We start from the raw sequence: 19,458 nt of genomic DNA on the forward strand, positions 1-19,458 counted from the left end.
CGCACCGCCCGCGGCCCGTTCACGACGGCTCCTGCGGCGAAGGCTGGTCCTGCTCTGGTGGGCTGGCGCGGGCGGCGAGGTCTTCCAGGTGGGTTGCCGCGGCGGCTGCGCCGCCGGCGTCGCGGAAGGACTGGCCCACGCGTGCGGCGGCGGTCCGGTAGCCCGGCTCGCGGAGGACGGCGTCCAGGGCGGCCCCGAGGTGGGCCGCGGTCGCCCGGTTGAACCGGACCCGTACGCCCGCACCGGCGTCGACCACCTGGGCGGCGACGGCGGGCTGATCGTCCCGGATGGGCGCGACCACCAGTGGCAGCCCGTGCCACAGCGCCTCGCAGACGGTGTTGTGCCCGCCGTGGCAGATGACGGCGTCGCACCGTTCCAGCAGCGTCAGTTGGGGGACGCGCGGCCGTACCAGCACCCGGTCGTCGCTCTCCCGCAGGGTTCCCGACGGGTCGACGACCACGGCCCGCAGCCCGTCCGTGCGGGCTCGCACCGCCTGCGCGCACTGGGTCAGAAAGTGCGCGGCGACCTCGGAGTTGGCGGTGCCGAGTGTGATCAGCACGGTGGCCCGCGCGGGGTCCAGCCACTGCCAGGGAAAGTCGCACGTGTACGGCCGGGAGGCGATCGACGGGCCGACGAACCGCACCTGTTCGCCCAAGGAACGGGCCGGGCCGGCCAGCGCCTCGGTGCTGAAGGTCACCACCAGCCGGTCGGACAGGCGTGGGTCCACCGTACTGCCCGGATCGCCGATCCGCTGCTGCAGCCCCTGGATCAGTTCGGTGATCCAGGTGTCCACCTTCGGCATTCCGGCCGGTGCGGTGAACCCCGCCGACGTGGTCGCCGAGGTGGCCCAGGCGACACCGAGCCGGTCGGCCACCAGCCCGCCGGCGACGGCTTGTTGGTCGGCGACCAGCACATCGGGCCGGAACTCCTCGACGGCGGCCCGGACACCGGGCGCCATGGCGTCCGCCAGCGGCTCGAGGAAACGTTCCCACAGAAACTTCAGCGCCGCCGGTCCGCGGAGCGAGTGCGGCCGCAGCAGAGCAGGGTCGTCCAGCGGCGGCGAGGCGCAGCGGAACACCGCCGCCCGCTCGCCCACGAGCGGCCCCACGATCTCCGGCAGTCCCGCCCAGGCCACCTGGTGACCGCGCCGGACCAGCTGCTTTGCGACCCCGACCGTGGGGTTGACGTGTCCTACCAGGGGCGGCACCACGAACAGGAATCGGCTCACCGGTGCTCCACCCCCGCCGTCCGGGCCTCGCGGGGCCGGGCAGGCGGGTTCCGGTCGGGCCGGTGCGCCCCTTCGTGGTTGAGGATCCACGCCATGATCAGGTCGCTCACGACCTGCGTGGCGCCCAACAGGATCCAGTGCTCCTGATTCGGCACCACGACCGTCCGGCAGTCGGTGAGCAGCGACTTCAGCCACGGCTCCCGGGCCGCGAGTTCCGATTCGCTGCCGTAGACGGCCAGAACCGGGCAGCGCACCGACCGTATCTCGTCCTCGTCCAGCACCCGGCTGGCCGGGATGTCCCGAGCCAGGGTGGTGGTGTGCAACAGCCGCGAGGCCGACTTCACCCGCCGGGTCACGAACGGGCCGTGTTCCTCGGCCAGTGCCTCGTCGCCTGCTGCTTCGGCGAACCCCGCCGCCGCCCGTTCGAGGTTGACCGCCATCTTGCGGGACCAGGCCTCGGTCGCCGGCTCCGACTCGATCATCGATACGCTGGCCACGCGGTCCGGCCGAAGCGCCGCATAGCCGAACGCGACGGTGCCGCCGTAGGAGTAGCCGACCAGGTGCACCGGCCCGGTCACCTCCAGGCCGTCGAGCAGCGCGTCGAGATCCCCGAGGGAATCCTCCAGCAGATAGCCGCTCGGCGGCCGCTCGCTGCGGCCGTGCCCGCGCTGGTCGTACATGATCACGTCGAGCCCCGCGGCGGCGAACACCGCTGCCAGGGTGAAGTAGTAGCTGATGAGGCTGTCGATGAGCATGCCGTGAACGAATACCACGGTGGGCGGAGCCGCGGTGCCGGGGCTGTTGCGGGCCGGCATCCGCTCCACGTGCAACTCGACGCCGTTGGCGCTGATCATTGCCACGGCTCAGTCCTCCCCGGCTTCCCGCAGGCACCCGGCGACATGGGTGGCCAGTCGGCCGATCGTCAGGTTGATGATCTCTTCGAGGCCCAAGCCGGTGAGGTATTCGGGGAAGTTCACCTTGTCGCCGTACCGCGCCGCCAGATGACCCCCGAGGGTCACCAGGTCGATGCTCTCCAGGTCCAGCTCATCGTGGAACCGGGTGTCCATGGTGATCTCGGCCTCGTCCAGCCCGTACTCGTCGAGGACCGCGTGGAGCATCCCGACGATCTCGTCGAACACCACCGTCACGTCCCCGCGGACCGGTGTCACCGGCTGACCGCTGTTCACTGTTCCGTCTCCTGTCCGTCGGTCAATCCCGTCGTCCATGCGACGACGTAGTCCCTGCTGGGCAGATCGGCCGGGTTGCCGATCCGTCGGCAGTGGACCTGGTGGCGGCGGCCGCCCACGTCCACCATCAGGTCGTCCGGCTGCGCGGCGACCACCACGAAATCTCTCGGCCGCCCCCGCAGGCCGGTCCCCTCCGCCTTGGACACCGCCTCCTTCGCCGCCCAGAACCTGGTGAACCACAGGGCCTCCGGCTCGCCCGACGCCGCGCACAGCGCGGCGAGCAGCTCGCGCTCGGCCCGGTCGAGCGCCACGCTCCGGGTCTGTTCCGTCCGTTCGGCGACCTCCTCCACGTCGATGCCGACCCCGCACCGCCCGTGCCGGGTGTGCGGCCGCACCAGCGCCACCCCGGCCTCCGCGCGGTGGGCCAGCGTGACGTCCAGCTCGGGCAGGGTGCGCCCGTGCAGACCGGTCACGCGCGGGCGCCCGTCCTCGTCGTTGCTCACCCGTATCTCGGCGGGAAAGACCGGCCCCTCGCCGTGGTCCCACAGCCACTGCCGAACAGCGTCCTTGACCGCGATCCGGCCCAGCAGCCACTGGCGGCGGCCCCGGGGCGGACACTTCTCGTAGTCGACGAGTTCGGCGCTGCTCAGATGCCTGCGCATGACGAGGTCGCGGGAGGCGAGGTCCCGGCAGCGGTCGAAGACGAGCGACCAGCCGCCCTGCTGTACGCGGGAGAGGGTGTTGCGCTCGGGGAACCGCTCCTGCGCCCTGGTCTCCGGGTGGTTGTCGAACCGGTGATCCCGCCAGCCGGTGATCTCCGCCCACATCCGGCCCTCGACGAGGAGCTGCATATCGGCTTCCACAGCGGAGTCGGTGACCGATGTGATCCTGATAAGACAGTCCACCTGGGTGCCGGGCACCGGGTGCGGGCCGAAGAAGCGGATATGGCCCATCCGTATGGGGAACACCATGGTCCGCTCGTTCAGTGTCGTGATGATCCAGTAGCCGAGCAGCTGCCCCACATTGTCCAGCAGCGCTCCGGGCGCGGGCGGGGTGGTGAGCACCCCGCGCACATGTGCCTCACCGATCGCGGTGAGCTCGGTGACGCCCTGGAAGAGGGGACCGTGGAACATCCAGCGGTCGCTGTAGAGATTCCCGGCCGTGATCTCCGGCAGCCGTTCGGACCCTGAATCCCACTGCCAGGGACGGGGCGGATCGTCCGAGTGGTGCGCGGCCAGTTCGACCTGGGCGCTTGCGAACTGGTCGAAGGTCACGCCGGCGCGCGTGTCTTCCCGCGGTGTCACGGTGACGGGCACGTCGACGGCGGGTGCGGCGGTCACCCATCGGTTCAGCTGCACCTGGTGCACCGCCACCGCCCGCGAACCCGGCCGGTCCCGCTCGGCCAACTCCATCATGTGGTGGATCAGCGTGGTGGCCGGAACCACCGGCCAGCGGTCCGCTTCGTCGGGCCAGCCGGGCCGCTGCACAAAGAAGCAGTGGTCTCGCAGATACGGCATGGCGTCCGTGGACACCCGCAGTACGGTGCGCAGTTCACGCCCCTCGGGCATCTGGGGGCCTGCCGCGGTGGACCGGCCACCGGACACCGCCGGCGCGGCGGAGTGCGGTCGCGCCGCGTCGGCGGCGGTCAGCGCGGCGGCCGTGTCCGCGGTGTCCTGCAGCAGCGCGCGCAGTTCGGCCGCCATGGGGAAACGGTCGGACAGCCTTTCCAGCGCGGTCAGTTCGCTGCCCGTGGCGCCGCTCACCGGGCGCCGGACGGCCAGGGCCGAGCGGACGCCGGCGATGGTGTCCCGATCCAGGGAGACCAGCCTCCCGTTGAGGTCCAGCTGCATCGGGGCGCGCCGCGCCGGGGCGTCGCCCTTGGCCGCCAGCCGCTCGACATCCGGTTCACCACCGTCCACCCACAGCGCCGTGGCGACCCGTAGCAGCTGGGCCAGCCCGCCGCGGTGCGGGGAGTTGGCAGAGATCGCGAGATGCGGCCGGCCGTGCAGCGTGTTGTCGATCAGCGAGTTGACCTGCCCCGTTCCGGCCTGGACGAACACCCGGAAGCCGTCGGCGTACATCGCCTCGATCAGCGGGCGGAAGCGCACCGGCTCCAGCAGATGCCGCAAGAACAGCTCGCGCACCTGCTGCTCGGTGCTCGGATACACCGACGCGGTGGTCGCCGACCACACGGGCACGGTCGGCGGATGCAGCTCGAACAGGCCCGCGTAGTGCCGGATCTGGTCGAGGTAGGGGGCCAGCATCGGGGTGTGGAAGCCGGACTGGAACGGCAGCACCTGGCCGAAGACACGCCGCGCCCGGAACCACCGTACGAGCTCCTCCACCGGGCCGGGGGGACCGCACACCATCGACTGGTTCGGCGCGTTGTCGTGGGACAGCACGACCTCGGGACGGTCCTCGATGGCGGCGGCGACCTGGTCGGCCGGGGCTCCCAGCACGGCGAAGGCCAGACCGGGCACCCGGACCTGGTCCGGGTCGAAGGACTCAGCGAACTCGTCCACCGCACCGCCGGCGTACAGCCCGGCGGTCGCCATCGCGGTCCACTCACCCACGCTGTGGCCCGCGACCGCGTCCGGCACGATCCGCATCCGGCGCAGGGCGGCGTCCAGCACCCGGCCCACGCCGATCACCTCGGCCGCGTGTCGGCCGACGTCCGCCACATCGGCAAACTCCCCGGCGCGGAGCGAGGGCAGCAGCGCGGACAGCCCGAAGTGCTGGGCGACATCGCGGACATGGGGCTCGAACTCGGCTTCGAGGCCGGGGAAGACGAACGCCAGCCGGCCGCCTGTGGCGCCGCCGAGCAGGGGCTCGGGCGTGAACCACACATCGCCGCGGCCCCGCCAGGGGCGGCCCTTGGCCACCGCCCTCCTGGCCAGCGCCAGGCGCTTGCCGGTCGGATCCACGACGCCGAGACGGGTCCGGCCCGCGTCCGGGACGGGGCGGTCGAGCCCGGCCGCGAGCACGGCCGGATCATCCGCGTCCAGCAGGGCGGCGAGCGCTTGCGGACCGTCGGCGGCCAGCCGCAGCACCCGTTCCGGCTCCCGCACCGTCGCCGTGGGCCGGATCGGGGTACGGGGCGCGGCGTCGGGCGCTTCTTCGAGCACCACATGGGCGTTGATGCCACCGAAGCCGAAGGCGTTCACACCGGCCCGCCGAATCCGCTGCCCACCACCGGTTTCCCAGGCCCGCGCGGCGTCGATCGGGCGGAAGCGGGTGTGCGCCAGCGCGGGGTGCGGGTTCTGGCAGTGCAGCGTGGGCGGCAGCACCCCGTGGTACACCGCGAGCGCCGCCTTGACCATGCCGGCCACTCCCGCGGCCGGCATGGTGTGGCCGATCATCGACTTCACCGACCCGATCACCGGGCGGTCCTCGTCGCCGGGCGGACCGAACACCTCGGCCAGGGTGGCGAGCTCGGCGGCGTCCCCCGAAGGAGTCGCGGTCCCGTGCGCCTCCAGCAGCCCGATCGAGCCCGGCTCGGCGGGATCCAGACCGGCCGCCCGCCATGCCTTGCGCACCGCCGTGACCTGACCCGAGGGGTCCGGGTTGACCAGGCTGCCGCTGCGACCGTCGCTGGCCACCCCGGTGCCGCGTACGACGGCGTAGATCCGGTCGCCGTCACGGAGCGCGTCGCAGAGCCGCTTGAGCGCCACCACACCGGTGCCCTCACCGATCAGCAAGCCGTCCGCGGCCTGGTCGAAGGGGCGGATCCGCTGGCTCGCAGACAGCGCGCGGAGCCGGGCGAACACCGACCACAGCGTGATGTCGTGGCAGTGGTGCACGCCGCCGGCGAGCACCAGGTCGCAGCGGCCGCCGGCCAGTTCACCGACCGCCTGGTCGACCGCGACCAGCGAGGACGCGCAGGCGGCGTCCACCGTGTACGCGGGACCGCGCAGATCGAGCCGGTTGGCGATCCGAGAGGCGGTGAGGTTGGGCACCAGGCCGATCGCCTGCTCCGGCTCGTCCGGCCCCAACTGCCGGGTGTACGCCTGCCGTACCCGTTCCAGCTGGTCGGCACCGAGCTCGGGCAGCAGCTCCCCGAGCGTGCGCACGAGCTGATTGGAAGTCAGTACGCACTGGGCGCCACGGGACAGCCCGGGGGACAGATAGCCACCGCGGCCGAGGATCACGCCGATCCGGTCCCGGTCCGGCAGCCGCTGTTCTCCGCCCGCGTCCGCGATAGCCTCCGCGGCCACCTGCAGCGCGATGAGCTGCTCCGGCTCCGTACCCGCCACCGAGTTGGGCATGATGCCGAACCGCGTCACCTCGACCTGGGCCAGCTCGTCGACGAACCCGCCGCGGCGGCAGTACACCCGGTCCGAGCGGTCCACCGCCTTAGGGTCGTAGAAGCCGGCGTCCCACCGTCCGGACGGGACGTCGGTGATCGCGTCCACCCCGTCGACCAGATTCCGCCAGTACGCCTGCAGGTCCGCCGCTTTCGGCATCAGTACCGCCATGCCGACGATGGCGACCGGAGGGCGCTTTCCGCGCCCGCCGCTCAGCCCGAACCCCTGCTCGTCGCCGGACATGTCACCAACCCGATCCCGTATAGACCACGGCGTCCGCCGACTCCTCGCCCCAGGCGAGCTCGCGCAGCAGGCAGAGCGTCCCCTCCTCGGGGTCGATCAGCTTCAGCCCGCGGCGGGCGTACTCCCGGGCGAGCTCCGGGGTCACCATGCCGTTGTGCTCGCCGGTGGGCGCCCACGGCCCCCAGTGGACCGTCAGTGCCCGGTGGCCTCTCCGCGCGGCCCATCGGCTGCCCAGGCTCTGCAGGGCGTCGTTGGCCGCCGCGTAGTCCACCTGGCCGCGGTTGCCCACGACGGCCGAGACGCTGCCGAACAGCACCGCGAACCTGGGCCGGTCCGGCAGGTCCGCCATGGCCTCCAACAGCGTGCGCGCGCCGTCCACCTTGGTGTCGAACACCCTCCGGAAGGACTCGAACTCCTTCTGCGCCAGCAGCCGGTCCTCGATGACCCCGGCGGCGTGGACCACGCCGTCCAGCCGGCCGTGCTCGGCGTGGATCTCCTTTACCAGCCGGTGCACCGCTTCGGCGTCCCGGACGTCCACCGAGTGGTACCGCACCGCACTGCCCAGACGGCCCAGTTGCTCCACGGTGGCGCGGATCTCCCGCTGCGCCAGGATCTGTGCGACGGCCCGCTCGATCTCGGCCGGCGAACGGCTTTCCTGAGCCGCGAGGGCGGCCCGCAACGCGGCGCGGTCGGGCGCCGACCGGGTGGCCGGGTCCTCCGGGCCGACCGGTGCGGCGGTCCTGCCGGCCAACTCGATCCGGCAGCGGGCGGCCGACGCCAACGTCGCGGCGAACCGCGCCGTGATGCCGCGCGCACCACCCACCAGCAGAATCACCGAGTCGCGGTCCAGACCGATGGCGGCGGCCTCGGCCGCGCCGTCTCCGGCCGGACCGGCCCCCCTGTCGCCCAGTGGACCGAGGCCGGCCTCGACCAGTTCGAGCCCGTACCGCCCGCCGGAGGACCGGAGCACGACCGGGGCACGCTCGGTGGACAGCAGTTCACCGACCAGCGCCGTCGCCACGTCGGTCGCCGAGTCCTCAGGGGCGACCTCGACCACCCTGGCGACCGTGTCCGGATACTCCTGGACGATGGTCCGGAACATGCCCCGCAGCCCGTCCGCCGGCCCGTTGAGCGAGGCGGCGTCGCCCGGCGTGCCGCCCGCGGCCGCATCCGGTGCCGCGCTTGCCCTGTCCGGCGCCGCGCTTCGGGCGGCGGCGATCAGCCATCGGGGGCCGCGACCCAGCGCGGCCTGGAACACCGGGAAGGACTCCGGCAGCAGCGGGCCCTCGCCATCCCCGAGCGCCGCCAGATGCAGTACGCCGTCCCAGGGCCCGTCCTGATCGGTGAGCAGATGCCCCGGGTCGAGGACGACCGGCTCCGCGCCGTGGGCGGCGAGCCGGGCGGACAAGCTCTCGGTCACGGCACCGCGCTCACCCAGCAGCGCGAATCTCCTGCCCGCGAGGGCGGTGGCCTCCGCGGTCGGCTCGGGGAGAGCGACGGGCCGCAGCACCATACGGACCGGCGCCTCGGCGACCACGGATGCGGGAGCGGGATGGCCGACCGGGCCCTGCGCACGCTGGTGCTCCGGGGCCTCGTGCGCCGGGTGTTCCTGGGCCGGGCTCGGCTCCCCCAAGCCTGCCTGGACCGGGCTTGTCCGATCTGGGCCCGGCTGGCCGGGGGCCGGCTGATCCGGGTTCGCCTGGGCCGGGGCGTCCTGGCCGCCCCGGCCCTGCTGCTCGGCGCCGTTCAGCCGCTCGGACAGCAACTCGGCCATGCGAGCGACCGTACGGGCCTTGGAGAGCACCTCCAGCTCCGTATCGTCGAGCTGGGAGGTCCCCGGCCCGCCCTGGGCACCGGCGAAGAGACGAGCGGCCAGTTCACCGGCGATCTCGATCCGCTTGATCGAGTCGATGCTCAGCTCCGCCTCGAGATCGAGCTGAGGCTCGATCATGTCCACCGGATAGCCGGTGCGTTCGCTGATGATGTCCAGGACGGTCCGCAGTAGATCCGCCTCGGTCGGCAGTCCTCGTGGTCCCGACGTGGCGGCCGAAGACGGCTCCTGCGGCGGCGGGGCGGCCGAGGGGGCGGCGGCCTCGGGCACCGGCGTCGTGGACGTGACCGCCACCGCCGGCGCGGCCGGGAGGAGCGGCGCGGCGACCGGTGCGGCGACCGGACCGCCCGGCGCGCCGCCGCCGAAGTAGGTGAGCAGCACATCGCGCTGCGCGGCGACGATCTCCCGGCTGGCGCGCAGGAAGTCGTGGATCATCTGGTCACGGTCGGCGACGGCGCCGCCGCCCTCCGCCTTGGTCACGGTCATCTCCTGGATACGTCGGGCCGGCATGAGGGAGCCGGGCAGAGGGCTGCCGTCACGGGTGCGCACCAGCTGTCCGTTGACGGTCCAGCCGGGCAGTTCGAGTGCGGCGGCGCGGCTCAGTTCGGTGGCGTCGCGGCCGTGGAACATCCAGCCGGTGCGCACCCTCACACCGGCGACCGCGGCTTGGGCGAGCGAGCTCAGGAAACCGTGCAGGCCGCGCCTGCCCGGCGTGTCGCAGGCCACCGTGGTGTGCGGGCGGTCGCGGAGGATCGCGGACACCAGACCGGTGAGCACCGAGCCGGGGCCCGCTTCGACGAAGACGCGGGCCCCGGCCGCGTACATCCGCTCGATCTGCTCCACGAAGCGCACGGGTGCGCTGATCTGGGCGGCCAGCTCGGCCCGTATGTCCTCGGGTCGTCCCGGATAGACCGCAGCCGTGCGGTTGGACCACACCGGCACCTCGGGTTCGCGTACGGGCCGGTCCAGCAGCGCCTGGGCGAACCGCTCGCCGGCGCCGGCGACGAGCGGGCTGTGGAACGCGCAGGCCACGGGGATGCGCTTGGCGCCGTAGCCGTTCGCGCGCAGCCGCCGTACCGCGGCGTCGACCGCCTCGACGGGCCCGGAGATGACCGTCTGGTCGGGGGCGTTGTGGTTGGCGACGACGATCCGGTCCGCCAGGCCGTCCGCGGTCAACTGCCCGTATACCTCGGCGGCTCCGGCCGCGACCGCGGCCATGGTACCCGGGTCCGTACCGGTGGCGGACAGGATCGCCTCGGCCCGCTCCGCACTCAGCTCCAGCAGGGTCGCGGGGGCGAACGCCCCAGCGGCGCACAGCGCGACCAGTTCGCCGTAGCTGTGCCCGGCCACCATGTCCGGGCGTACACCGGCGCGGCCGAACAGCTCGTGCACGGCCAGCCCAGCGATGCCCAGCACCGGCTGCGCGACCCTGGTGTCGGTGATCCGGGTCCGCTGCTCGGCGGCGACGGTGGGGGAGAAGGCGGCCGGCGGGTGGAGGCGGCCGGCCCACTCGCGGCCGAGCTGGAGGTACCGCTGGACCTCCGGGAACGCGACGAACAACTCGGCGAGCATTCCCGGCCGCTGACTGCCCTGCCCGGGGAAGAGGAACGCCACGCCGGGCCCGTCGCCTGGGCCCTCGCCGCTGCTGTTCGCTCCCGTCGCCTTGGCCCGGTCGCCTCGGTCTTGCGGACCATCCGTTCCAGCCGTCCTGGGCTCATTGCCGTGGTCTTCCGGATCGTCCGCTCCAGTCACCCCGGCCCGGTCGCCCCCGTCTCCTCGGTCGGCCGGCCCGGCGGCGAAGACCCCCGCCGACGGGTCGTGCTCGCCGGCGAGCGCCCGTCGCAGCAGCCCGGCCAGCTCAGCCAGGTCACCGGCCACCACGGCGGACTGAACGGGCTGTTCAGAGGTGTCGCAGCGGCGGGACGCGGTTACCGCGAAGTCGCGCAACCGCCAGGGACCACCGCCCAGGTCGTTCGCCTCGACGAGCTTCAGCAGCTGCTCGATGGCACGGTTGGCGTCCGCGCGGTCGGCGCCCCGGAAGACGAACAACTCGGCCGGCCACGCCTCAAGCGCATGCACCGGCGGCGGCGTCCCGTCGTAGGCCCCCAGTACGACGTGGAAGTTGGTGCCGCCGAATCCGAAGGCGCTGACCCCGGCGACCCGCTCGGCCGCGGGCGCCGCCCACGGCCGCGCCGCGGTGTGGAACGCAAACGGACTGGTCCCCTCCTGCCAGGCCGGGTTGGGCTGCCGCAGGTTCACCGTGGGCGGCTTGACCCCGGTGTGCAGCGCCATGGCGGTCTTGATCAGACCGGCCAGACCCGCGGCGCACTTGGTGTGCCCGATCTGCGACTTGACCGAGCCGAGCGCGCAGCTGCCCGGTGCCGCCCCGGCTTCGGTGAACACCTCGGTGAGGGTGCTCAGCTCGGCGCGGTCGCCGACCACGGTCCCGGTGCCGTGCGCCTCGATCAGGCCGACCTGCGCAGGCGATATCCCGGCGTTGCGGTACGCGCGTTCCAGCGCCGAGCGCTGCCCCTCCGGGCGGGGGGCGGTCAGGCCCAGCGACTTGCCGTCACTGGCGCTGCCGACGCCCTTGATCACCGCGTAGACCCGGTCCCCGTCCCGCTCCGCGTCCGCCAGTCGCTTGAGCACCAGGCAGGCGACGCCCTCGCCGAGGGCTATGCCGTCGGCCGCGTCGTCGAAGGTGCGGGAGCGGCCGGTCGGTGAGAGCGCGTGCACCGAGGAGAACAGCAGGTAGTCGTTGATTCCGTTGTGCAGATCGGCGCCGCCGCACAGCACCAGGTCGCTGGTGCCACCGGACAGCTCCTTGCAGGCCACGTCCACCGCGGCCAGCGAGGAGGCGCAGGCCGCGTCGACCGTATAGTTCGCACCGCCCAGGTCGAGCCGGTTGGCGATCCGGCCGGAGATGACATTGGCCAGCATCCCGGGAAAGGAGTCCCCGGTGAGCCTGGGCAACTGCGCGTCCAGCCCGGCCGGCAGTTCCCCCAGATAGGCCGGAAGCAGGTTGCGCAGTGTGGTGGCGCCGGACAGATCACTGCCCGCTTCCGCCCCGAACACTACGGAGGCCCGGGACCGGTCGAAGTCCCGCCCCTCGTAACCGGCGTCCCGCAGGGCCCGCCGCGCGGCCTCCAGCGCCAGCAGCTGCACCGGTTCGATGCTGCCCAGCGAGGAGGGCGGGATGCCGTAGCGCAAGGGATCGAAGGGGATGTCCGGCAGGAAGCCGCCCCACTTGGACTCCGTGTGGGCGCTGTCCGCCTCGGGTGCGTAATAGACCGCCGGGTCCCACCGCTCGGCGGGCACCTCGGTGACGGCGTCGACTCCCGCCACCACGTTCGCCCAGTAGTCGGCCAGGTCCGCGGCGCCGGGGAACATGCAGGACATCCCGACCACGGCGATGTCCAGCGGCTCCGGGGCAGCGGCCGGTCCCGTGGCCGGGTCCGCGGCCTCGTCGCAGGGCGGGGCGACACCGAACCGGTCGCGCAGCTGTGCCGCGCGCTCGGCGAAGAACTCGGCGGCCGCTGTGCTGACCGACTCGTGCAGGGCGGGGACCGTAGTGACCTCGGAACGCAGCACCGCCACCTGACCGGCCATGAACATGCCCTCGGCGAGCTGTCGTTCCTCGTCCACCTCGACCAGGTCCCCGCCGACCCGCTCGACTCCCTTGCTGGCGACCCTCAGCCGCCCGACGTTCAGCCGCTCCAGCTGCTCCCACACCTGCCGGTCCGGGACACCCTGGGACCGCAACTCGTCCTTGACGCCCGCGAAGCCCGCGGTGAAGGGGCTGTGCACGCAGCGCGTCGCGTGGCCCGGCGCGGTCTCCAGCAGCTCGGTCCGCCGCGCTGCCAGCACCTGCCGTTGGAACAGCGGCCGCACCGCTGTGCGGTCGACCGCCTCCTCGGTGAACAGATACGCGGTACCCATGAGCACCCCCACGGCCACCCCACGGGCGGACAGCGGAGCGGCGAGCGCGGCCACCATCGCCGATGACCGTTCGTCATGGATGCCACCGGCGAACAACACCCTCAGCTCGCCGGGATCGATGCCCCCGGCTCCCTCGGCCCCGTCCAGGAACTCACTGAGCACCGCGATCTGGGCCTCCCACAGCACAAAGCTGCTCCTCGGCCCGACGTGACCACCACACTCGGAGCCTTCGAAGACGAACTTGCGCGCACCGGCAGCAAGGAACTGTCTGAGCAGCCCCGGCGAGGGGACATGCAGGAACGTTGCGACACCGGCCTCCTCCAGCGCGGACGCTTGCGCGGGACGGCCGCCCGCGATGATGGCGCAACGCGGCCGGAATTCCCGGATGAGCTCCAGCTGCGCGGCCTTGATCTGCTCGGGAGCGAAGCCGAGCACGCCCACGCCCCAGGGGCGGCCCTCCAGCGCGGCACGGGTCTGATCCAGCAGGGTCCGCGTCTGCTCCGGACCGGCCAGCCCCAGCGCCAGAAAGGGCAACGCACCGTGCTCGGCCACGGCCGAGGCGAACCGCGCCTGATCACTGACCCTGGTCATCGGCCCCTGCGCGATGGGCAGCCGGGTGCCCAGCGACCGGCTCAGAGGCGAGTCACCGCGCAGCGCGTTCGACGCCGCGTCGTCCCGCACCGCATCGACGACGGCGGCGCCGACCGCGCGGACCGCACCGCCGACGTCCCCCCACTGCTCGGCGAAGCGGGCGGCCAGGAAGCCGTCCTGCCCGACCGGGAGCAACTGGGTACGCAAGTCCCGGCTGCCGAGCAGGCCAGCCACCTCGGCCGGGTCCTCCGGCATCGGCGGCACGCGCGGCCCGCGGCGGCGCAGCACCCGGTGGCCGCCCACCACGACCGTCTCCGAGCCGTCCATGGTCCGTACCGCCGCGGCCACCTCCTCCGCGAGCCCGGACTCTTCGAGCAGCGCCAGCTGGGTGTCCAGGACGACTCCCGCCGCTCCACCGACCACTGCGGCCGCGGCGGTGTGCGGCCCAATGCCGCCGCAGGCCCAGATGGGCAGGTCCAACTCCCCGTCCGCCAGCAGCTGCTGGAGCAGCACAAAGGTGCTCAGCTCACCGACCCGCCCGCCGCTCTCCTGACCACGGGCGACCAGGCCGTGCGCCCCGGCGCGCGCGGCCGCGATCGCCTCCTCGCGGCTGGTGACCTCGACCAGGACCCGGTGGCCCGCCCCGAGGTCACCCGGCCGCAGGGGCGAATCCGCGGCGAGCAGCACCGTGTCCACGCCCCCGGCCTCCCCCAGATCACCGGGGGCGAGGAGGCAACCCGCGCCCATACGCACACCGAACGGCCCCGGTACCCACTGCCGGACCAGGCTCAGTGCCTCTCGCGCCCGCCGGTCGCCCCTCCCGAGGTCGAGCACGCCGAGCCCACCGGCTTGGCAGACGGCAGCGACGAGTCTCGGGTCGGGTTCACCAAACGGACTGATCCCCAGGATGGTCACTGGTGCAGTTGTCACGGGTACTCCGCAGAGAGATTGGTCGCTCGAGGACGCAATCGGCGCGTCTGCCTGCACAGGGGCAGCGAGAGGCGTGCGTGATACATCGAAGTACGTAGCGGATGCCCGCAGGACAGACCGTGCTAAGAGGTCATCTCATTTGGGGTGTTCGATAGGCTCCAGATGTGGGGATCGTTGAGCGGCTTGTGCCGGATGAGCTGTGGGAGTTGTTCCAGCGAGTGGTTCCGGAGGCGCCGAGTCGGCCTCAGGGTGGTGGCCGGCGCCGGCACGGCGACCGGGAGGTGTTGGCTGCGATCGTGTTCGTGGCCACGTCGGGCTGCACGTGGCAGCAACTGCCGTCCGCCTCGTTCGGGCTTTCAGGGCCCACGGCTCACCGGCGCTTCGCCGAGTGGTCGAAGGCCCGGGTGTGGGCGAAGCTCCATCGCCTGGTCCTCGACGAACTCGGCTCTCGCGGTGAACTGGACTGGTCTCGCTGCGCGATCGACTCGGTGAACATGCGAGCCCTGAAAAAGGGGACCTGACAGGTCCGAATCCGGTGGATCGCGGCAAGTACGGTTCAAAGATCCACTTGATCACCGAGCGTACCGGGCTGCCCCTGTCCGTCGGGATATCCGGTGCCAACCTGCACGACAGCCAGGCCCTCGAACCGCTCGTGCGAGGCATCCCACCCATTCGCTCCCGGCGCGGACCGCGCCGACGACGGCCCGCCAAACTCCACGGCGACAAAGGCTACGACTACAACCACCTGCGCCGATGGTTACGCAGCCGCGGCATCCGACATCGCATCGCCCGCAAAGGCATCGAGCCCTCCACACGGCTGGGCCGCCACCGCTGGACGATCGAACGCACCATGGCCTGGCTCGCCGGATGCCGCCGCCTCCACCGCCGCTACGAACGCAAAGCCGAACACTTCCTGGCCTTCACCAGCATCGCCTGCACCCTCATCTGCTACCGCAGACTCACCAAATGAGATGACTTCTAAGGACCTCGGGCGCCGCGATGCGGCCCGGCTCCCGCACCCGGTTGTGTCACCGCCCGCGCACCCACCCCGCAGGCCGGGGCAAACGCCGCGGCATGGGCGAGCGCGACTTCATCGCGCTGATCGACGGCACCCACCAGCTCGTCCAGGCGCCGATCGTGCTGGTCTGGGACCGGCTCAACACTCATGTCTCCCACGCCATGCGTGAGTTGATCGCCGAGCGTGGGTGGCTGACGGCGTTCCTGCCGCCCGCCTACTCGCCCGACCTCAATCCCGTCGAAAGCGTGTGGGTGCACGTCAAACGCAGTCTGGCCGACCTCGCCGTCGTCGCCCTCGACCGCCTGGAAACACTCGTCCGCAACCGGCTCAAACGCCTCCAGTACCGGCCCGACACCCTCGACGGCTTCATAGCGGGCACCGGCCTGACCCTCGCCGACCCAACATCACCCTGACAGGCCGTCAGTAGCCGGCTGTGATCGGCAGTTTCTTGATCTCACTGTTCGGCGCGGTCCTCGGCATAGGCGTGGGCGTCTTCATCGCCTGGGCTGGCGGCGAGCTGGCAAGCCAGGCGCTGCCGACCTACGCAATGGCACTGCCCTGGTACCGGCTCGGGCTGTTCCTCCTGATCGCCCTCGTGGTCGGGGTGCTAGCCGCACTCTGGCCGGCTCACCGCGCCTCCCGGCTGAAGATACTGACGTCCATCACCGCCCAGTGACCGGGCTCGGTCATGGTCGTGGACCCGTCACACGGTGCAGATACCCGCCCATGGTGACCGGGCCACGACCACAGCACTCGGAATGTTTCGGCCATGCCGTCGCGAGCGGTCCGGGCCGACATGCCCAGCCCCCGCAAGATCACCGCGTGGACCATGCGGCCCCGAGAGACGCTCACGGACAGCCAGAACGAGCGGCTGCTTCAAGTCCGGCTCGCCTGCCCGGACATCACCCGGGCTTGCGATCTCGCCCGCGCGTTCGCCGATCTCGTCCGTCACCAGCGCGGATACCTGCTGCTGGAGTGGATCCGCCAGGCCGAGCAGGACGCACCGAAGCCCATGAAGGGCTTCGCCGGCTTCCTCCGCCAAGACCTCGACGCCGTCACCGCCGGGCTTACCCTCCCTTGGAGTTCCGGCGTCATCGAAGGCCACGTGAACCGGGTGAGAACACTCAAGAGAGCAATGTATGGCCGGGCCTCGTTCGAACTTCAACGGACCCGGATCCTCACCCAGCCATGACCGTCACGGAACTCCGGACAAGCCGACCGTAGAAAGCCTCATCAGCTGCGGGTGGCCTGCGCCGTATCCCTTCTCGGCCACGCATCCTGCATGCGAGTCGCCTGGTGGAACAGGCCGCGGACACCGGCTGACAGCGCCCACGCCAAGAGGGGAAACACCGCTACCCGCTCCATGCCACCCATCCCGAGTCCGAGATAGCGGTGGGAGAGAAAGAGCCCGAAGGCCGTCACCGCCGTCACCCCCAGCAGGCTGGTTGCCCAGTGCAGCGGACCCGACACTTCATCCGCCAGGCCGACTCCCGCCAGCACAAGACCGATGTTCCCTATGGCCATGATGAGCAGCGCACCCAGGACATGCTGGTTCTCGTGCACGTCCGCGGGTGCCAGCCCGGCCAACACGAATCCCACGCCGGCGCAGGTCAGCAGGCACCGGGCTATGATCGCGGTCGCGCCTGTGCGAAACACAGCCCCAGCGAAGACGACACCGACGACGAAAAGCGTCCCCAAAGCGATGAACGAGGCGTTCATCAGGCCGTGTTCGGGCGAGCAGACGTAGCGTGACTGAGGTTCCGACTGCATGGCGCAGTGAGCATTACCTAGGTCACTGATGTTGTTCCGAACCCAACTGTATGGCCTGGTCCAGGCCGACTCGACGATCACGTGGGCCACGAAGAACTGCACCACACCTGCGACCCACGCGACGTATCCGATCCGAGCCTTCAACTGTCCACCTTCTCCCGCACGGTTCACGTGCGAACAGCGGATCATGCACGGCCGGCCCCAGGCACTCCGACAAGCCCCCGGGCACGAGGTAGGGCAGACCCTACGTGCAGCCACGACTCAGGGGGTTCACGGAACTGCGGCCAGAGCCGCTTTCAGAGAGCGTCATCATCGTCGGCAACGGGGGCCGCGGAGGCCATCTCAAGGCCCTCCAGTAGGTACCCTGCGTCGACTCGGATACCTTCATCCTGATCAGAGTTTCGAATTTCCTTTGCGATTTCCCGCAACTCTGTGCCCACTGTCACGTAGCCAATGCCGACTAACACAGCGCGTCGGACTTCCCGATCCGGATGTCGAATTACTGATCGGAACGCCTCCGAGACGACAGGGACATCCTTCCGCGTCGCAGAGATTGCACCGACATAGACGCCTTGAATGATGGCGTCGCTGTCATTTCCAGCAGAGATGAGACGCATGCCGTCCTGGAATGTCCAGGTAGCGAGACCCGTGCGGACCGCTTCACTCAGGTGGGCGATCCTCTCACCTCTGATCGTGACGTAACTGACGCCTAGGATCGGATCTTCAAGGTAATCGAGACTCGTGGTTTCATCACAGGTTTCCCAGCCGAACCTGGTCGGGGTCTCATCCTCTCGGGTCACCTCCACGATATTTAAGTTTTGATTCCATGCAAAAGTCTGGACATCTCGCAGACTTGCATATGCCTTCAGGGCAATCCTTATCCCGACACTCATTGCACCATCCTCTACCCTTGGTCAACCCGTGATCAATACCGGGCGACGGCGGGGTCGGTGTGCGCCGGGAGCTGCCTGCTGGCTACGGGCCGCCTCACCGAAGTCGCGGTCACCGAGCACAACGGTCTCCGCCCCTTCCGCAGCTTCGCCGCGATCCGGCACCCCGAGGCCTCCTACGACGAGGTGACGGGCATCGGGCAGGGCGACGCGGGCTGCCTGAACTTGAATTCGTGACGTCGGTCAGCCGTCCATGACCAGGCCGGTTCCTGCGAGGCAGCCGTCGATCAGGTCCGGGCGGTACTGGATCTGCTTGAGCCGGTGCTTGACGGCACGGGTGGTCTGGCCCAGGTCGGCTGCGGCGAGGTTGCCAACGTCGCGCTTGACCATCGACCAGATGCCCTCCTGCGGGTTGAGATCCGGTGAGCAGGAGGGGAGTTGGAAGACGGTGAGCCAGTGGGCGTTCGCGGCGATGAACTCCCGTAGCGGGGCGGCGAGGTGGATGCGCACATTGTCCCAGACCAGCACGATCGGGCCGCCGAGCTGGGTACGGGCCCGGACAAGCAGGTCCCGCAAGTCGCGCCAGGTGAAGCCCTTGGGCTGGTCCTTGCGCCCGTTGTACTCGCGGACTGCGTAGAACATCCGGGGCCGCTCGCCCGGCTTGCAGCAGGTCATGCCCGCCATTGACACCCGGCCACTGCCCCGGCCCCGCACCCGCATCATCGCGCTCGATGGCCCGTCGTGCGGGCTGCTGCCACGACCAGCCGTGCCGCTTCAGCAGCCGCCAGGTGCCTTCCACTGTGTACGAGACGTGGAACAGCCGGCCGATCAGCGTCTTCACCCTTGCCGGCGTCCATCGCTGGTCCGCCCAGCCATGGGCGAGTGGGCCACGCTCCAGTTCCCGTTCCAGCCTGACGATTTGCGGTGGGCCGAGTCTCGGGCGGCCAGGTGAGCCCCTCGTCAGGACCCCGGCCTCGCCTCGTTCGCGCCAGGCCCGACGCCACCGCTCCACCGACCGCTCGCTCACCCGCAGCGCGGCCGCGATCTCCCGGTTCTTCTTCCCGCGATCGAAGCATTCCACGGCCTCCAGCCGGATCCGCTCCCGCGCGGCCCTGACGGCGTCGGTCAGCCCGCCGCTGAGGCCGTCCCGGACGATGCGCCTTGGTTGGCTCGTTCGTTCGGTGCGCGAGCGAGCCGCTTCTATAGTGGGGTCCATGGAGGGGATCAAGGAAGACGGCGAGCCGCAGCTCGGGCGTGTGGCTCGCATCGCGGTGTCGGTGGTCTGCGGTCTATCCGTCGCCGGGCTGGTGGCGGGCGTCACGTGGTGGGTGGACGGGTGGCACCACTTCTTCTTCGGCTGGGTGATGGCGAAGCTGGGGGTCAAGGCGGCCGTCGGTGCGCCGGTGGCGTTCGTCGCCGTGGCGGCCTGGGTCAGGAAGCGCCGGTCGGCCTCAGCCGGTGAGGGCGGTTCGCAGGGCGCGTAGCCTGCGGCTGCTGCCGATGACCCGTCTCACCGAACTCTGACCG

At 71.2% G+C, this 19,458-nt stretch carries 11 protein-coding genes and 3 pseudogenes; 6 read left to right on the forward strand and 8 right to left on the reverse strand.

Annotated features, from left to right (window positions below; all coding sequences use genetic code 11):
• Positions 1-19 precede the first annotated feature (19 nt).
• Genes AVL59_RS22305 through AVL59_RS22325 form a run of 5 tightly spaced genes read right to left on the reverse strand, consistent with a single transcriptional unit; the run spans position 20 to position 14,070 of the window.
• A complete protein-coding gene (locus tag AVL59_RS22305; RefSeq protein WP_067307241.1) occupies positions 20-1,228 on the reverse strand; it encodes a glycosyltransferase in 1,209 nt (402 codons plus the stop codon).
• The gene (locus AVL59_RS22310; protein ID WP_237281903.1) at positions 1,225-2,082 is read right to left on the reverse strand and encodes an alpha/beta fold hydrolase; all 858 of its coding nucleotides are present in this window, start codon (positions 2,080-2,082) and stop codon (positions 1,225-1,227) included. The genes AVL59_RS22305 and AVL59_RS22310 overlap by 4 nt, the downstream gene beginning before the upstream one ends.
• Before the next feature lie 9 nt (positions 2,083-2,091).
• A complete protein-coding gene (locus tag AVL59_RS22315) occupies positions 2,092-2,415 on the reverse strand; it encodes an acyl carrier protein (RefSeq protein WP_067307246.1) in 324 nt (107 codons plus the stop codon).
• Positions 2,412-6,962 (reverse strand): type I polyketide synthase, encoded by a 4,551-nt coding sequence (locus tag AVL59_RS22320; protein WP_067307248.1) that lies wholly within the window; start codon positions 6,960-6,962, stop codon positions 2,412-2,414. The genes AVL59_RS22315 and AVL59_RS22320 overlap by 4 nt, the downstream gene beginning before the upstream one ends.
• Before the next feature lies 1 nt (position 6,963).
• Positions 6,964-14,070, reverse strand: coding sequence for a type I polyketide synthase (locus AVL59_RS22325; protein ID WP_237281610.1), 7,107 nt, complete (start codon positions 14,068-14,070; stop codon positions 6,964-6,966).
• A gap of 353 nt (positions 14,071-14,423) precedes the next feature.
• Here AVL59_RS22325 and AVL59_RS48855 point away from each other — a divergent pair.
• The 4 genes and pseudogenes from AVL59_RS48855 (at position 14,424) to AVL59_RS22350 (ending at position 16,463) form a co-directional block, all read left to right on the forward strand.
• A protein-coding gene (locus tag AVL59_RS48855) for an IS5 family transposase (RefSeq protein ID WP_237281881.1) occupies positions 14,424-15,223 on the forward strand; the annotation gives its coding sequence in 2 pieces (ribosomal slippage) (positions 14,424-14,759 and positions 14,762-15,223; 798 coding nt in all).
• A gap of 26 nt (positions 15,224-15,249) precedes the next feature.
• Positions 15,250-15,684 (forward strand): annotated as a pseudogene (locus AVL59_RS22340) (transposase); the annotation flags it as partial.
• 29 nt (positions 15,685-15,713) lie between these two features.
• Positions 15,714-15,947, forward strand: a pseudogene (locus AVL59_RS22345) (FtsX-like permease family protein); the annotation flags it as partial.
• A gap of 93 nt (positions 15,948-16,040) precedes the next feature.
• Positions 16,041-16,463, forward strand: coding sequence for a transposase (locus tag AVL59_RS22350; RefSeq protein WP_067307259.1), 423 nt, complete (start codon positions 16,041-16,043; stop codon positions 16,461-16,463).
• Between the two features lie 41 nt (positions 16,464-16,504).
• Here the strand turns inward: AVL59_RS22350 and AVL59_RS22355 are convergent, their stop codons facing one another.
• On the reverse strand, positions 16,505-17,185 hold the full coding sequence (locus AVL59_RS22355) for a DUF998 domain-containing protein (protein WP_067307262.1): 681 nt from the start codon (positions 17,183-17,185) through the stop codon (positions 16,505-16,507).
• A 152-nt stretch (positions 17,186-17,337) separates the two neighbouring features.
• Positions 17,338-17,934, reverse strand: a complete 597-nt coding sequence (locus tag AVL59_RS22360) for a hypothetical protein (protein WP_159400005.1) — start codon at positions 17,932-17,934, stop codon at positions 17,338-17,340.
• Between the two features lie 57 nt (positions 17,935-17,991).
• On the opposite strand from AVL59_RS22360, the gene AVL59_RS52385 reads away from it, so the two are divergent.
• Complete coding sequence (locus AVL59_RS52385; RefSeq protein WP_159400006.1) at positions 17,992-18,168, forward strand: hypothetical protein; 177 nt, start codon at positions 17,992-17,994, stop codon at positions 18,166-18,168.
• A 6-nt stretch (positions 18,169-18,174) separates the two neighbouring features.
• Here the strand turns inward: AVL59_RS52385 and AVL59_RS56880 are convergent.
• Positions 18,175-19,087 (reverse strand): annotated as a pseudogene (locus tag AVL59_RS56880) (winged helix-turn-helix domain-containing protein).
• Positions 19,088-19,145: 58 nt separating this feature from the next.
• Between AVL59_RS56880 and AVL59_RS22370 the strand changes: the two are divergent.
• A complete protein-coding gene (locus AVL59_RS22370) occupies positions 19,146-19,415 on the forward strand; it encodes a hypothetical protein (RefSeq protein WP_067307268.1) in 270 nt (89 codons plus the stop codon).
• Positions 19,416-19,458: the final 43 nt, after the last annotated feature.

Origin of the sequence: Streptomyces griseochromogenes, assembly GCF_001542625.1 — a bacterium.
Classification (GTDB): Bacteria; Actinomycetota; Actinomycetes; order Streptomycetales; family Streptomycetaceae; genus Streptomyces; species Streptomyces griseochromogenes.